Raw genomic sequence first — 15420 nt, 5'->3', positions numbered from 1 at the left:
AGGAGCAGCCATGAATACCAGTAACCGGCTCATCATTTTTGACACCACCCTGCGCGACGGCGAGCAATCGCCGGGCGCCTCCATGACGCGCGAGGAAAAGCTGCGCATCGCCAGGCAGCTCGAGCGCATGAAGGTCGACGTGATCGAGGCGGGCTTCGCCGCCGCCTCGCAGGGCGACTTCGAATCGATCCGCGCCATTGCCGGCGCCGTGCGCGAGTCGACCATCTGCTCGCTGTCGCGCGCCAACGACCGCGATATCGCCCGCGCCGCAGAGGCGCTGGCGCCCGCCGAGCGCAAGCGCATCCACACTTTCATCGCCACCTCGCCCCTGCACATGCAGATGAAGCTGCGCATGACGCCCGAGCAGGTGCTATTGCAGGCGCAAAACGCCGTGCGCTACGCGCGCCAGTTCACGGACGACATCGAATTCAGTCCCGAAGACGGCAGCCGTTCCGACGAGGATTTCCTCTGCCAGGTGCTGGAAGCGGTGATCGCCGAAGGCGCCACCACCATCAATTTCCCCGACACGGTGGGCTATGCCGTGCCGGAAATCTTTGGCAACACCATCAAGCGCTTGCGCGAGCGCATCCCGAACTCCGATAAAGCCATCTGGTCCGTGCATTGCCACAACGACCTGGGCCTGGCCGTTGCCAATTCGCTGGCCGGCGCCATGATCGGCGGCGCGCGCCAGATCGAGTGCACCATCAATGGCTTGGGCGAGCGGGCCGGCAACACGGCGCTGGAAGAAGTGGTGATGGCGCTGCGCACGCGCGCCGCCTATTACAACTTGACGGTGGGCATCGACACGACGCAAATCGTCGCCGCCTCGAAAATGGTGTCGCAGATCACGGGCTTTGCCGTGCAGCCGAACAAGGCCGTCGTCGGCGCGAACGCCTTCGCGCACGCGTCCGGCATCCACCAGGATGGCATCTTGAAGGCGCGCGAGACGTATGAAATCATGCGCGCCGAAGACGTGGGCTGGACGGCCAACAAGATCGTGCTGGGCAAACTGTCGGGCCGCAATGCCTTCAAGCAGCGCCTGCACGAGCTGGGCATCGCCCTGGAGTCGGAAACGGACGTCAACGCCGCGTTTGCCCGCTTCAAGGAACTGGCCGACCGCAAATCCGAGATTTTCGACGAAGACATCATGGCCCTCGTCAGCGAGGAACAGCAGGCGCAGGAGAGTGAGCACTACCGTTTCATTTCACTGACGCAGCAATCGACGACGGGCGCCGTGCCCCGCGCCCGCGTGGAATTCGTCGCCGGCGGCGAGCAGCTGAGCTGCGAAGGCGAGGGTGACGGCCCCGTCGACGCCACCGTCAACGCCATCGAAAGCGTGGCCGCCAGCGGCGCGGAACTGGTGCTGTTTTCCGTCAACGCCATCAGCACGGGCACGCAGTCGCAGGGCGAAGTGACGATGCGCCTGTCGCGCGACGGGCGCATCGTCAATGGCGTGGGCGCCGACCCGGACATCATCGTCGCGTCGGCCAAGGCGTATTTGTCGGCCCTAAACAAATTACATGCGAAGGACGAGCGCATCGATCCGCAGCCGTAGGCATCCCCCGCGCTGGATTTCAGTTGGCCAATGGCAGGTCGCTGCCATAGCGGATGGCAATTTGTGCCCGCTCGCCCGAGCAATCGTCGTCGATATCGATCGCCACGCGCGTCACCTTGCCCGTGGCGTCCACCGCGTAATCGAGTACCGTGAAGCGGCCAGTCTCGCGCCTGCAGTCGCGCGTACTGCCCCAGTCGAGCATGCCTCCATTGACGCCGTCGCTATTGCCGGGGCCGTATGTCAGCGTGGTACCCGTTTGCCAGAACTGGCCGGCCGGCAGGCTGACGAGGAATCTGGCGTGGTTTTTTGTGGACATGATGTCGAGTACATTCGTGTCCGCGCTGTAGCGCACATAAGGCGCAGCCGAGGTGGATGCATTGCTATCGAGGAACTTCTCGCCGTTGCTGAAGCGATAGCTGAAGACCAGTGCCTGCGACGTGTCGGTCAATACGTCGATGCTGATCTGGCGCTTGTCCGATTCGCCGACGGCGTTGCTTGCTTCCAGCTCGATGATGGCCACGCCTTTGGCGGGCTGGCTGCTCGACAAGGTCATGCGCGGGGCGTCGGGATTGTCCATGGCCAGCGCGGGGCCGGATAATTGCCGCCAGCGCGTGCGAGAGGCCGGTTCGCCATTGGCCGACGAATCGCCGGAATCGAGCGTCAGCGTGGCGCCGGCGCCCAGCATCAGGGCTGGCGCTCCATGGGTGCCGATGGCGGCGCTGATGCTCTGCGTGACCTTCACGATGCCGGCCGGTGAGCCGAGGGCATTACCGGCCATGTCGCGTATGGGCTCGAATTGCAGATTATTGAATGTCAGGTTGTAAGTGGCCCCCGCGCGCAGCTGGGCAGCTGGCGTCACGGTCAATATGGCGCCATTGGTGCTGACCGTTGCCGGGATATCCACGGCATCGTTGCCTTGTTGCCTGAACAGCGCGCCGTTCAGGCGAGGCGTATCGAGCGTGCGAGTGTAGACCCAGGACAGGCTGCCAGCAGGGGCAAGCCCGGTGGTCTCGGGGGCGATCAGCAGCTGAAAACCATCGGGCTGGTCATGCTTGATGTTGTAGCGGTTCAGGCTGGCATTTTGTGGCCGCCAGGCGCCACTGCCCCACAGCAATCCCGTGCCGTCCGCTGGCGTGGTGGCCAGTACCGTGCCGCCGAACACAATGTCGAATTGTGCGCTGGGCGAGGCAGGGTTGGCGCGCAAGCTGGCCTTGCTGTTGCCGGCGCCCGCCAGCGCGACTTCCCCGGCATCGGGGTAGGTGTCGAACCATGACCGCCACGGCGTCACCGTACTGACTTCCAGGCTGCCGCCGAGTAATTCACTGGCCAGCCGGTAGCGCATGCTGGTGGTGGCGCGCGCCGTATCGATGCGCAGTTCATGCTGCAGCTCCATTGCCGTGATGGTTTCTTTCTTGGTCTTGCCGGTATCGGAATACACCATCATGAACGGCTGCGTATCAGAATGGACGCGCAGCAACCGGGAAAATGGCCCCACGCTATGCGCAAAACGCAGGCTGCCCGCCAGTTCCTCGCCTGGCACGCTGCTATGATCGCCAAAGCCGGGGACAAAGCTGATCGTCCCCGCCAGTCGCTGATCGTTGACTGGCGCCGCAAACGTGACGTTCATGGTGCCGTCGACAGTGCCCTCCAGTTCCTTCGTATAGCAATTGACATAGGTCACGCTCAGCTTGTCGCCCGCGCTGACCTTGCCATTGCCATCGACATCGCTGAACGTGGCGCTCTGCGTGCCGCTACCTGCACAGCGCGTCGACTGCGTGGTGCTGCCCTTAAATTGGCCTGCCCAGTCGACGGCCATTTGTGCAACGCCGAGTGCCACGGCGCCATTGCCGAAAGCCAGTACGGGGGCCATGGTGGAATTGCTTGCAGTTAATGCCAGCGGGGTCTCGGCGCTGCTGGTCGGTGGCGTCACTGGAGGGAGCGGCGACGTGGCTGGCGAAGATGCGCCGCCCCCGCCGCCGCAGGCGGACAGCAGGATGGCAAGTGTGAGGGGCAGGGGACGGGTGAAGTGATGGAGGGGGCGGCGAAATTCCTGCTGATGCGGCATCTGCTTCCTTGTGGTTGATTAATGATAGGTATGGCCAGCAGGGGTGCTGTCATTTTGTCCGCCAGACTTTACACAATGTCTACATGTGAAAAGTCACACATTGTCACAATGCACAGGAATGCCCTTGTTTACCTTCCACTACCAGAAGAAGCGCCGCTCTTCCTTGTCCGGATCCGGCCCGTTCATCATCATGCGCACGATGCCGTCCTGGTCGAAATGTACGTGCATCATGGAATCCCACACGCCCGACTCCTTGTAGCGGTAGGACCAGACGTGCAGTTTCGGCAGCGACAGATATGATGTTTCCGTCGGGCGGCCCAGGGCATGCAGCACGTCCTGCTGGGTCGACACGCCCACTTTGATCCTGGCAAAGCCGGCCGTGTCGAGTACTTGTTCGTAGGAAATCAGCCTGTCGTCGGGGCCGAAGCGGGCCATGTAGGTGGACTGGCCATACGGCCCCGTGGCATATTCCAGTTCGGGGCCCGTGGGCAACTGGTAGACATTCGTCGGGCGGCCCAGGCGCGCTTCCACGGCGGCGCGCGGCTCGCCCGGCAGCGGCGGCGGGACGTTCCAGCTGGCGCAGCCGGCCAGCGCGGCAAGCAGCCAGGGTGTTGCTAATTTGAGCAGTTTTTTCATGGTCGTGCTCCGAAAATGCAGGAAAACCCTATCATGCACCGAGAAAAGCGCGCACGGCAGGATACAGGCGGGCATTTTTCCGATATACTTGCGCGTCTGGTTGGAAGCATCGGCCAGTATTTTAATAATCGTAGTTCACGGTGGATAGGGTTCAGACTCTGTGCACCGCATGTGAAAGGTTTATCATGACAGTAGAAAACATCAACAAAGCCGCTATCATCGCGGACAACGCACGTGGTCAAAACGACACCGGCTCCCCTGAAGTGCAAGTTGCACTGCTGACGGCTCGCATCAACGAACTGAACGGCCACTTCAAAGCCCACTCGAAAGATCACCACTCCCGCCGCGGCCTGATCATGATGGTCAACCGTCGTAAGAGCCTGTTGTCCTACCTGAAGGCTAAAGACGCTACCCGTTATCGCGACCTGATCGCTAAACTTGGTCTGCGCAAGTAATTTTTGCCGTACAAGGTTTATACAGAAATGCCTGCGCCAGTTCGCTGACGCGGGCATTTTGTCATTTGAATTCCGGATTTATGTCGGCAAGTGCAGTATGCTCTGGCCGATATCATGTTTTAGCAGCAATGTAGCAAAGGTGGTAACAAGTAAAGGCAGCATTTTTACGCCGCCTGTGGTGAGGTGAACGACAGCCCCTGAAAATCTGTCGGCAATTAGAAAAGGGATACCCCATGTTTAACAAAGTTACGAAAACCTTCCAGTACGGTCAACATCAAGTGACCCTGGAAACCGGCGAAATCGCACGTCAGGCATCCGGCGCAGTGCTGGTGTCGATCGAAGATACCGTCGTTCTGGCAACGGTGGTGGCACGCAAAGATGCCAAGCCAGGCCAGGATTTCTTCCCTTTGACGGTTGATTATGTTGAAAAAACCTATGCTGCCGGTAAAATCCCGGGCGGTTTTTTCAAGCGCGAAGGCCGTCCTTCCGAAAAAGAAACACTGACATCCCGCCTGATCGACCGTCCTATCCGTCCGCTGTTCCCGGAAGGCTACCTGAATGAAGTGCAAGTCATCATTCACGTGCTGTCGGTCAACCCGGAAATCGATCCGGACATCGCCGCCATGATCGGCGCCTCGGCTGCCCTGTGCGTATCGGGCGTGCCTTTCAACGGCCCGATCGGCGCCGCGCGCGTCGGTTACGCCAACGGCCAGTACATCCTGAACCCGACCGTCCAGCAACTGAAAACCTCGCAAATGGACCTGGTGGTCGCCGGCACCGAAACGGCCGTGCTGATGGTCGAATCGGAAGCGCAGCAACTGTCCGAAGAAATCATGCTGGGCGCCGTGGTGTTTGGTCACGACCAGATGAAAGTCGTCATCGACGCGATTCACGACCTGGTGCGTGACGGCGGCAAGCCGGAAGTGGAATGGGCGCCTGCGCCGAAAAACGAAGCACTGATCGCCCGCGTCGCGCATTTCGCCAACGCCAAGATCAATGACGCGTATCAAACCAAGGATAAGCAAGAGCGCACGGCCAAGCTGAAGGCGGCGACGTCGGAAGTGCTGGCCGACCTGTCGGCCGAAGCGGCTGCCGCCGGCGGCGCAGCGATCGACAGCGCCGAAGTGAACAACATCCTGTTCGACATCGAAGCGAAAATCGTGCGTACGCAAATCCTGGACGGCGAGCCACGCATCGACGGCCGCGATACGCGCACCGTGCGTCCGATCTCGATCCGCACCAGCGTGCTGCCACGCACCCACGGTTCGGCCCTGTTTACGCGCGGCGAAACGCAGGCGCTGGTCGTGGCAACGTTGGGCACCGCCCGCGACAGCCAGAAGATCGATGCGCTGATGGGCGAATTCACCGACTCGTTCATGCTGCATTACAACATGCCTCCGTTCGCCACCGGCGAAACGGGCCGTGTCGGTACGCCAAAACGCCGCGAAATCGGCCACGGCCGCCTGGCCAAGCGCGCGTTGATCGCCGCCCTGCCGGCAGCTGAAGAGTTCAGCTACTCGGTGCGCCTGGTATCGGAAATCACGGAATCGAACGGTTCCTCGTCGATGGCCTCCGTGTGCGGCGGCTGCCTGGCACTGATGGACGCCGGCGTGCCGATGAAGGAACACGTGGCCGGTATCGCCATGGGCCTGATCAAGGAAGGCGGCAAGTTTGCCGTGCTGTCCGACATCCTGGGCGACGAAGATCACCTGGGCGACATGGACTTCAAGGTAGCCGGTACCCGCAACGGTATCACGGCGCTGCAGATGGACATCAAGATCATGGGCATCACCAAGGAAATCATGCAAGTGGCGCTGGCGCAAGCCAAGGAAGGCCGTGAGCACATCCTGGGCGAAATGCAAAAAGCCATGCCGCATGTCAAAACCGAACTGTCCGATTTCGCACCGCGTCTGATCACTATCAAGATCAACCCGGAAAAAATCCGTGACGTGATCGGCAAGGGCGGCGCCGTGATCCGCGCGCTGACCGAAGAGACGGGCACCCAGATCGACATCAGCGACGAAGGCGTGGTCACCATCGCTTCCGTCGACGCGCAAGCCGGCCAGGAAGCCAAGCGCCGCATCGAAGAACTGACCGCCTCCGTCGAAGTGGGCAAGACCTACGAAGGCACCGTGCTGAAACTGCTGGACTTCGGCGCCATCGTGCAAGTCATGCCAGGCAAGGACGGCTTGCTGCACATCTCGCAGATCGCCAACGAGCGCGTCAACGCCGTGGCCGACTACCTGAAAGAAGGCCAGCTGGTACGCGTCAAAGTGCTGGAAACGGATGACCGCGGCCGCCTGAAACTGTCGATGAAAGCTGCCGAAGGCAACGAAGCGCCAGCCGCTTAATTTCCTTCCGATACGCCCGAGTGCGGCTTCGGCCGCATGCTCAAAAACCGCCAGCGCGCAAGCCCTGGCGGTTTTTTTATGCGCCGCGTTTGCGCAGCATCGAAGCGCGGGCCGGGCGGTGCACCGGCCTTGATGCAGCTCGTCCCGGCGACTGCTGCTCCTTGTAGATTCAGGTGGAGATCTTTCCCTGAACCTGTCCTCCAAGGAGATGCAGCATGCGCATACTATGCCGGCTGGCCGCCGCCTTTTTGCTTGCCGTTTCGCCCGCTGCCTGGGCGCAGAGTGACAACGCACCGACGCCGGTGCCGCTGCCGATACCGCTGGCCGCCGCCACCACGGCCATGCCGGCGCAAGACATCGACGCCCTGCGCGCCGTGCATGCGCGCGAAATCAATGACCTCAGCACGTTCAAGACGGCTGGCCTGCAGCGCGACGCCATCGATCCCTACCTGGACAGCGCGCCTGGCCAGCAATTCCTGCGCGAACTGCGCGCCGCCGACCCGGCCGCTTCCGCCGACGTCCTGTATGCGCGGGCCGTCGAACAGCTCGCTTCCGGCAGTACCTTGCCGGAGCAGCAGCCGATGTCGGCCGCGCTGGTGAAAATCGTGCCGCACGGCCAGAGCGTCTCGCCGTATTCGCCATATTTCACCACCAGCGCGCAATTGCAGCTGGCCTCGGGGCGCTGTGCCAGCCTGGCCGACTGCTTCGGCCTGCCCTTGAAGAGCGAGGCGCCACTGTATGATGTGTATCAAATCATGCCCAAGGGAACCGTCAACGTGTTCGTCAGCCAGGTGGCGCCGACGCAGGAGCTGGGCGGCCTGGTGCGGCGCCGGGGCGGCGCGCAGCAGTATTTGTTGCCGAACCGCAGCCTCTGGTCGGCTCCCGTGCTGATCGGCACCATCAAGAATTGAGGAGGGAATATGGATCAGCAGCGTTTGCAAGCCTGTGCCGCGCAATTGCAGCAACTGCTGGCGCGCCTGGCGCCCGCCGACGTGGAAGTGGCCGATTTGCGCGGCGCGCTGGAGCCGCTGCTGGCGCTGGCAGGCAGCGGCGCCCTGGCCGCGCCATTGCCTTGGGGTGATATCCCGGGCGGACGCTATTTCACGGAAGGCGGCTTGCGCCAGTATGCCGAGCTGGAGCAGGCATTTGCGCGCTTTCGCATCGAAGCGACGGGCGGCGCATCGCCAGCCTTGCGCAAGCTGCGCGACGATGAGGCCTAGCGCTCGTTGATGGATACATGGTATCAATTGTTGTTTATGGGTAATTGATAGTCAGTATTGCTTGACGACAAAATCTTATTCATCGACCATGGCGCATCCCTCCCGATTTCCCTTTTTTATTGGATGCTCCATGTTGTCCTCCCTTAAGGCACGGCTGATCGCCATCGCCGTTTCCATCGTCGTGCTGGCCATGCTGGCCGTCGCCATTGCCAACTTCTTTACCACGCGCTCGAGTACCTTGGCCGCGCTCGACACGCAGATGCTGCAACTGTCGCACAGCCACGCGCAGGCAATTGCCGAGTGGCTGCGCTCCAAGCAGGCCGTGGTAGGTTCGCTCAAGCAGGGCGCCACGGCTGCCGACCCCTTGCCGGCCCTGAAGGCGGCCGAGCAGGCGGGCACCTTTGACATGGCATATGTCGGCTTTGCCGACAAGCACGCCGTGTTTTCGCAGGAGCGCCAGCGCGCCGCCGACTACGATCCCACGGCGCGTCCGTGGTATCAGCAGGCGGCCGCTGCGGGCGGTCCCGTCATCACGCCGCCGTACATCGGCGCCAGCACGGGCAAGCTGGTGGTGACGTTTGCCGAGCCGCTGGGCGGCAAGGGCAGCGTGACGGGCGTGCTGGCCGCCGACGTGATGATGGATGCGGTCGTGCAAAACGTCGCCTCGATCAAGCCGACGCCGGCCAGCTATGGCTTCCTCGTCGATGGCGGCGGCAAGATCATCGCCCACCCGGATGGCAAGCTGACCTTGAAGCCGCTGGCGGAACTCGACCCGGGCCTGAGCGCGCAGGCGCTGGCCGATATCGAAAAGAGCGGCGAAGGGGCGAGCATCCGCCTTGGCGGCCGCGACGGCATCTTGCACGTGAGTAAGGTGCCGGGCAGCGACTGGCTGCTGGCGACTGTGCTCGACCGCGCGGAAGCGACGCAGGCGCTCACCTCCATGCTGCGCGCCTCGGCCCTGACGGCCTTGCTGGTGCTGGTGCTGGCCGCCGCCGTCTTGAGCGCCCTCGTGGCGCGCGCCTTGCGCCGCCTGGGCCTGGTGCGCGATGCCATGGAGGCCATCGCCACGGGCGATGGCGACCTGACCAGCCGCCTCGACGCGGATGGCACGGACGAGCTGGCGCAGATCGCCAAGGCCTTCAATTTGTTCGTGGAAAAGATCGCCACCGTGCTGGTGCAGATCCGCAGCATCAGCGCCCTGGTGCGCAGCGAGTCGGCCGACATTGCTGCCGGTAACGCCGACCTGTCGTCGCGCACGGAAGCGCAGGCGGGAGCGCTGGAAGAGACGGCCAGTTCCATGGATGAACTGACCTCGACCGTGAAGCAGAATGCGGAAAATGCGCATGCGGCCAACGAACTGGCCGTGTCCGCCTCGGCCGTGGCGGCCAAGGGCGGCCAGGTGGTGCAGCAGGTGGTGGGCACGATGGCGGGCATCCAGGAAAGTTCGCGCAAGATCGTCGACATCATCGGCGTGATCGATGGCATCGCCTTCCAGACGAATATCCTGGCCCTGAACGCAGCCGTCGAGGCAGCGCGCGCGGGCGAGCAGGGCAGGGGCTTTGCCGTGGTGGCGTCCGAAGTGCGCAACCTGGCGCAACGCTCCAGCCAGGCGGCGAAGGAAATCAAGGAACTGATCGGCGATTCGGTGGACAAGGTAGATGCCGGTGGCCGTCTCGTTGACGAGGCGGGCCAGACCATGGGGCAGGTGGTGGCGTCGGTGCAGCAATTGACTGCCATCATGAGCGAGATCACGGTGGCCAGCCGCGAACAGAGCGCCGGCATCGGCGAAATCAATACGGCCGTCACGCACATGGATACCATGACGCAACAAAACGCGGCCCTCGTCGAGCAGGCGGCGGCCGCCGCGGAAAGCCTGCAGGAGCAGGCCGTGGACCTGGCGCAAGCCGTCGGCATGTTCCGCCTGGGCGATGCGGCCGCTGCGGCGCCGGCTCCCGTGACGCGCTTGAAAGCCAGGCCCGCCGCGCCAGCCAGGGTGCTGCCGCCGGTCAAGGCCGTCAAGACGGCAGGTGGCGTCAAGGCGGCCAGGTCCGGCGCCGACGAATGGGAAGAGTTTTAAGCGATCTCTGCTGGAAATGCACGTCTATCCGCGTTTTTGTCAGGCCAGCCTGCCAAAAGCGCAGTTCGTCGCAATCGGCATGCCGGCCGGGGGCGGGATGGTTATAGTCACACCATACCGCAAGCCCACTGCCAGACACCCGAGGAGAACAACATGAACGTCGCTAAAAACATGGAAGTCATTGCCGTAGCCGCCGCCATTCTGGTCAGCGCCAGCTGCTACGCCATCGCCCCTGCCGGCCCGGCCCTGCAAGTGGCCGGCGCCACGGCCACCCTGGTCGTGCCCGCGAACAAGTCTGCCATGCACGTGGTGCAGGTGAAAGCCAAGCGCCTGAGCGCCGCCGAAAAAGCCCGTTTCGCGTAATGGATTGTCAGCGGTTTTCAGCGCTGCTACAGTGCTAGCCAGCGGCAATGCGCGGGCATCCCGCGCGACTGCCGCGACACATAAAAACAAGATACCGAGGATGCAATACATGAAAAAGACACTGCAACTGGCGCTGCTGTTCCTGGCGACACTGGGCCTGGTGCGCGCTGCGGCCGCCGAGACCCGCTTGCTGGAAATGCGCACCGTCGACGCCCGCGTGGTGCGCGTGAAGCTCGATGGCGTGATGGAGGTGCGCATCCGCCAGGGCAACGTGCCCTCGCTGAGCATCACGGCCGACAAGCGCTACATCGCCGATGTCAGCACGGCGCAAAGCGGCGACACCTTGCATATCGAAACGGAAGTGCGCGGTTTCAAGATCAATCCATCGTCGATCCGCGCCGACCTGGTCTTGCCGAACTTGCGCGAAGTGAGTTCGGAAGGCTTCGGCAGCACGGATGTCACGGGTTTCACGGGCGAAGAGCTGACCCTGTCGCTGGAAGGCGCGGGCAGTATCAAGGTGGTCGGCGACTACCGCAAGCTCAATGCCAGCCTGGGCGGCGTAGGCAGCATGCATATCTGGGTCGGCAATAACGAAAAAGCGGAGCTCGACCTGCAGGGCGCCGGCTCCGTCGTGCTGGGCGGGCGCGGGCGGGTGCTGAAGGCCAGCTTGGGCGGCCTGGGCAGCCTGAATGCGCAGCAATTTGAAACGGATGCCGTCAACCTCGAGTTGAGCGGCCTGGGCAATGCCACGGTGAGCGCCCGCACGAATGCCAAGCTGAACCTGAGTGGACTCGGTTCGGTGGTGGTGTACGGCAAGCCAGCCAACCGCGATGTCAGCGTCGAGGGCCTGGGTAAGGTGAGCTGGAAGTAAGGATATACGAGGCTCCTGCCGTGGGCAGGATAAGAAAAGAAAAAGCAGTCAGACCACATCCGAATCCGATGAAAAAACTGATCATTACATTACTCATGCTGCTGGCGATACAGCTACCCGCGCGGGCTGGCTTCGTCGAAGGTGCCAGCGCCTACAACAACAAGAATTATGCCCTGGCCTACAAGGAAATCCTGCCCCTGGCCAAGGCTGGCAATGCCGATGCCCAGCACTTGCTGGGCTTGATGTATTACATGGGGCGGGGTTTGCCGCAGGACTACAAGCAAGCCATGTTCTGGCACCGCAAGGCGGCCGACCAGGGCAAGGCGGACGCCCAGTATGTGGTGGGGGCCATGTATTACACGGGCAACGCCGTGTTGCAGGATCATAAGCAGGCCGTGGCGTGGTTCCGCAAGGCGGCCGAGCAAAACCATGCCGAGGCGCAGCAGGTGCTGGGCCTGATGTACCGCTACCACATGGGCGGCGTACAGCAGGATGACGTCATTGCCTACATGTTGTGGAACCTGTCGGCCGCGAATGGCAATGCCAACGCGGCTGACCAGCGCGCCGCCGTGGTGCGCAAGATGACGCATGAGCAAGTCGAGGAGGGCCAGGCCCTGTCGGCCAAGTGGAAGCCGGGCACGCCCTTGCCGCGCCAGTCGAAAACGGGCGGCGGCTGACAGGGTGGTGATCTGCAAGGGCAGGCGGCTTGGCGTACAATCGCCGTTTTCCCTTGAGAGAGTTCACCCATGCGCGCAGTTGCCATCAGCCAGCCAGGTCCCGCCGACGTTTTGCAGATCGCCGAACGCCCCGTTCCCGCCTTCAAGGCGGGTGAACTGCTGATCAAGGTGCACGCGGCCGGCATCAACCGTCCCGACGTGCTGCAGCGCCTGGGCAAGTATGCGCCGCCGGCCGGGGCGTCCGACTTGCCGGGCCTGGAAGTGGCGGGCGAAATCGTCGACGGCGATTTCGCCGGGACCGAATTCAGGAAGGGCGACCTGGTCTGCGCGCTGGTGCAGGGCGGCGGCTATGCCGAGTACTGCGCGGCGCCTGCCGGCCAGTGCCTGCCCTTGCCAAAAGGCTTGACGGCGCTGGAAGGCGCGTCGCTGCCGGAAAACTTCTTTACCGTCTGGAGCAATGTCTTCGACCGCTGCGCGCTGGCCGATGGCGAAACCTTGCTGGTGCAGGGCGGCACGTCCGGCATCGGCGTGACGGCGATCCAGCTGGCGGCCGCACTGGGCCATCGCGTGTTCGCCACGGCGGGCAGCGACGAAAAGGCGCGCGCCTGCGAAGCGCTGGGCGCCGAACGTGGCATCAATTACCGCACGGAAGATTTCGTTGCCGTCGTCAAGCAATTGACCGATGGCAAGGGCGTCGACGTCATCCTCGACATGGTGGGGGGCGATTACCTGCCGCGCGAGATCAACTGCCTGGCCGACGATGGCCGCATCGGCCTGATCGCCGTGCAGGGCGGCACCAAGGCGGAACTCGACCTGGGCACCTTGCTGCGCCGCCGCCTGACGGTGACGGGTTCCACCTTGCGTCCCCGTTCCGTGGCCTTCAAGGCTGCCATCGCGCGCCACCTGCGCGCCACCGTCTGGCCCCTGATCGAGGCGGGCAAGATCAAGCCCGTGATCTACAAAACCTTCCCTTTGGAAAAAGCCAACGAGGCGCATGCGCTGATGGAGGCGAGCACGCACGTGGGCAAGATCATGTTGCAAGTTGCCTGAAACAGGGCACTGCCTGTTTGACCGGCATCGGTGCTGGAGTTAGAATGACGGGTTATTAGAATTTAGGCTACTATGCGTCGCAAACTCGTCGTCGGAAATTGGAAAATGAACGGCAGTCGCACCTCGAACGCGGTGTTATTGTCTGAAATAGTTGCTGGCCTGGCCGCCTCTGGCGCCGCCAGCGCCGTCTGTGTGCCCACGCCGTATCTGGCGCAGTGCCAGGCGCAATTGGCAGGCACGCCCCTGGCTTGGGGCGCGCAGGATGTTTCCGCCCACGCCGGTGGCGCGTACACGGGAGAAATCTCGACCGCCATGCTGCAGGATTTCGGCTGCAGCTATGTGGTGGTCGGACATTCCGAGCGCCGCGCCTACCATGGCGAGAGCGATGCGCACGTGGCGGCCAAGACGGTCGCGGCGCTGGCGGCCGGCATCACGCCGATCGTCTGCATCGGCGAGACGCTGGCGCAGCGCGAAGCGGGCCAGACCGACGCAGTGGTGGCGCAGCAGCTGGGCGCCGTGCTGGCGGCGATTTCCGTCGACGACGTGGCCAGGCTGGTGCTGGCCTATGAGCCAGTCTGGGCCATCGGCACGGGCAAGACGGCCACGCCGCAGATGGCACAGGACGTGCATCAGGTGCTGCGCGGCCAGCTGGCAGCAAAGAATGCGGTAGCGGCGGCCGGCGTGCAGATCCTGTACGGCGGCAGCATGAAGCCAGAGAACGCAAAAGAATTGATGGCGATGCCGGATATCGATGGCGGTCTGATCGGTGGAGCAGCATTGAAGGCGGCGGATTTCCTGGCAATTATTCACGCCGCCGATTGAATTAATTTAAACTAAGAATGGAATTGCAATGAACATGATGTTCAATCTGGTAGTGGTAGTACAGGTTATCTCGGCTTTGTCGATTATCGCGCTGGTGTTGCTGCAGCACGGCAAGGGCGCCGACATGGGTGCCGCCTTCGGTTCGGGCGCTTCGGGCAGCCTGTTTGGTGCGACGGGTTCGTCGAACTTCATGTCCAAGTCGACCGGCGTTGCCGCCGCGATCTTCTTCGGCGCCACCCTGGCCCTGTCGCTGATGGCCAACCAGCGCGCCACCACGGTGGGCGGCGGCGTGATGGACAAAGTCGTCAAGCCAGTGCCGGTGACCGGCGCCGGCGCGATCCCGACGACGGTGCCAGCGGCGCCAGCGACCAGCGCTCCGGCAGCTGCCGCACCCGTTGCCAGCACCCCGGCCGGCGCGATTCCGAAGTAATCGGATGGCCACCAAGTAATAACTGCGTGGCCGCAGTGTAGTAACTCGATGCCTCATCGAGAGTAATTCTCATTACGGGCAGATTATTGCTCAATGTTTTAGCAGCGCGGCAGGAAAAAATCATGGCGCGCTGGAAGATGTAAAAATTTATCGTTTTTATCTGTGTTTTGATGCATTTGTGCATTAACTTTAGCGCCAAAGCAGAGTAGAATACGGGCCTTACCGCCGACGTGGTGAAATTGGTAGACACGCTATCTTGAGGGGGTAGTGGCGAAAGCTGTACGAGTTCGAGTCTCGTCGTCGGCACCAGAAATCAGAAGCCAGCAACGGCGCACGAGCCATGGCTCGTACAAAGTTGCTGGCTTTTTTTACGAGGATGTGTCGTTCGATCCTGGTCTTAGCTTTGATTGGGGTCGTGCGTTAGATACGCTGCAGATGATCGCAGTGTCCTCATTTAACCGATCGTTCAATATAAGCTTATCAATCGTGAACCTCGAAAATTACTTCCCCGTCCTGCTGTTCATTCTTATCGGCCTCGGTGTCGGTATCGCTCCCCAGCTCCTGGGGCGCCTGTTAGGTCCTAACAAGCCTGACGCAGCAAAACTCTCCCCGTACGAATGTGGCTTTGAAGCATTCGAAGACGCGCGCATGAAATTCGATGTGCGCTACTATCTGGTCGCAATCCTGTTTATTTTGTTCGATCTGGAAACGGCATTCTTTTTCCCGTGGGGCGTAGCAATGCGCGACCTGGGTTGGGCCGGTTTCGTCACGATGATGGTGTTCATCGCTGAATTCGTGGTCGGATTTTGGTACATTTGGAAGAAAGGTGCCCTTGACTGGGAATAAGC

At 62.3% G+C, this 15420-nt stretch carries 15 protein-coding genes and 1 tRNA gene; 14 read left to right on the top strand and 2 right to left on the bottom strand.

Annotated features, from left to right (window positions below; all coding sequences use genetic code 11):
• Positions 1-10 precede the first annotated feature (10 nt).
• Complete coding sequence (locus ACZ92H_RS00390) at positions 11-1555, top strand: 2-isopropylmalate synthase (protein WP_131372712.1); 1545 nt, start codon at positions 11-13, stop codon at positions 1553-1555.
• Between the two features lie 19 nt (positions 1556-1574).
• On the opposite strand, the gene ACZ92H_RS00385 is transcribed toward ACZ92H_RS00390, so the two are convergent.
• Both ACZ92H_RS00385 and bamE read right to left on the bottom strand, forming a co-directional pair.
• On the bottom strand, positions 1575-3620 hold the full coding sequence (locus ACZ92H_RS00385; protein WP_465048389.1) for an Ig-like domain-containing domain: 2046 nt from the start codon (positions 3618-3620) through the stop codon (positions 1575-1577).
• Between the two features lie 138 nt (positions 3621-3758).
• Positions 3759-4256: an outer membrane protein assembly factor BamE domain-containing protein gene (gene bamE, locus ACZ92H_RS00380; protein WP_465048390.1), complete on the bottom strand. Its 498-nt coding sequence runs from the start codon at positions 4254-4256 to the stop codon at positions 3759-3761.
• Between the two features lie 185 nt (positions 4257-4441).
• Here bamE and rpsO point away from each other — a divergent pair, with 185 nt between their 5' ends.
• From rpsO to ACZ92H_RS00315, 13 genes are all read left to right on the top strand, one after another.
• A complete protein-coding gene (gene rpsO, locus ACZ92H_RS00375) occupies positions 4442-4711 on the top strand; it encodes a 30S ribosomal protein S15 (protein ID WP_010399743.1) in 270 nt (89 codons plus the stop codon).
• A gap of 233 nt (positions 4712-4944) precedes the next feature.
• Positions 4945-7062 carry a polyribonucleotide nucleotidyltransferase gene (gene pnp, locus ACZ92H_RS00370; protein ID WP_131372714.1) on the top strand — a complete coding sequence of 706 codons (2118 nt, stop codon included), beginning with the start codon at positions 4945-4947 and terminating at the stop codon, positions 7060-7062.
• 215 nt (positions 7063-7277) lie between these two features.
• Positions 7278-7973 carry a hypothetical protein gene (locus tag ACZ92H_RS00365; RefSeq protein ID WP_465048391.1) on the top strand — a complete coding sequence of 232 codons (696 nt, stop codon included), beginning with the start codon at positions 7278-7280 and terminating at the stop codon, positions 7971-7973.
• A gap of 9 nt (positions 7974-7982) precedes the next feature.
• Entirely contained in the window at positions 7983-8282 is a 300-nt protein-coding gene (locus ACZ92H_RS00360; RefSeq protein ID WP_465048392.1) for a hypothetical protein, read from the top strand.
• 130 nt (positions 8283-8412) lie between these two features.
• Positions 8413-10359 carry a methyl-accepting chemotaxis protein gene (locus ACZ92H_RS00355; protein ID WP_465048393.1) on the top strand — a complete coding sequence of 649 codons (1947 nt, stop codon included), beginning with the start codon at positions 8413-8415 and terminating at the stop codon, positions 10357-10359.
• Between the two features lie 153 nt (positions 10360-10512).
• The gene (locus ACZ92H_RS00350; RefSeq protein ID WP_465048394.1) at positions 10513-10722 is read left to right on the top strand and encodes a hypothetical protein; all 210 of its coding nucleotides are present in this window, start codon (positions 10513-10515) and stop codon (positions 10720-10722) included.
• Positions 10723-10831: 109 nt separating this feature from the next.
• Positions 10832-11593 carry a GIN domain-containing protein gene (locus ACZ92H_RS00345; protein ID WP_131372720.1) on the top strand — a complete coding sequence of 254 codons (762 nt, stop codon included), beginning with the start codon at positions 10832-10834 and terminating at the stop codon, positions 11591-11593.
• A 68-nt stretch (positions 11594-11661) separates the two neighbouring features.
• A complete protein-coding gene (locus tag ACZ92H_RS00340) occupies positions 11662-12270 on the top strand; it encodes a tetratricopeptide repeat protein (RefSeq protein ID WP_131372722.1) in 609 nt (202 codons plus the stop codon).
• A 69-nt stretch (positions 12271-12339) separates the two neighbouring features.
• Positions 12340-13320: an NAD(P)H-quinone oxidoreductase gene (locus ACZ92H_RS00335; RefSeq protein ID WP_465048395.1), complete on the top strand. Its 981-nt coding sequence runs from the start codon at positions 12340-12342 to the stop codon at positions 13318-13320.
• Between the two features lie 72 nt (positions 13321-13392).
• Positions 13393-14142, top strand: coding sequence for a triose-phosphate isomerase (gene tpiA, locus ACZ92H_RS00330; protein WP_465048396.1), 750 nt, complete (start codon positions 13393-13395; stop codon positions 14140-14142).
• Between the two features lie 28 nt (positions 14143-14170).
• Complete coding sequence (gene secG, locus ACZ92H_RS00325) at positions 14171-14572, top strand: preprotein translocase subunit SecG (protein ID WP_465048397.1); 402 nt, start codon at positions 14171-14173, stop codon at positions 14570-14572.
• Between the two features lie 224 nt (positions 14573-14796).
• Positions 14797-14881: transfer RNA gene (locus ACZ92H_RS00320), tRNA-Leu, on the top strand.
• 177 nt (positions 14882-15058) lie between these two features.
• Entirely contained in the window at positions 15059-15418 is a 360-nt protein-coding gene (locus ACZ92H_RS00315) for an NADH-quinone oxidoreductase subunit A (RefSeq protein WP_092796969.1), read from the top strand.
• Positions 15419-15420: the final 2 nt, after the last annotated feature.

Source organism: Janthinobacterium foliorum, assembly GCF_978021625.1.
Note: the sequence above shows the minus strand (reverse complement) of the source record. Positions and strands in the feature narration are given on the sequence as shown.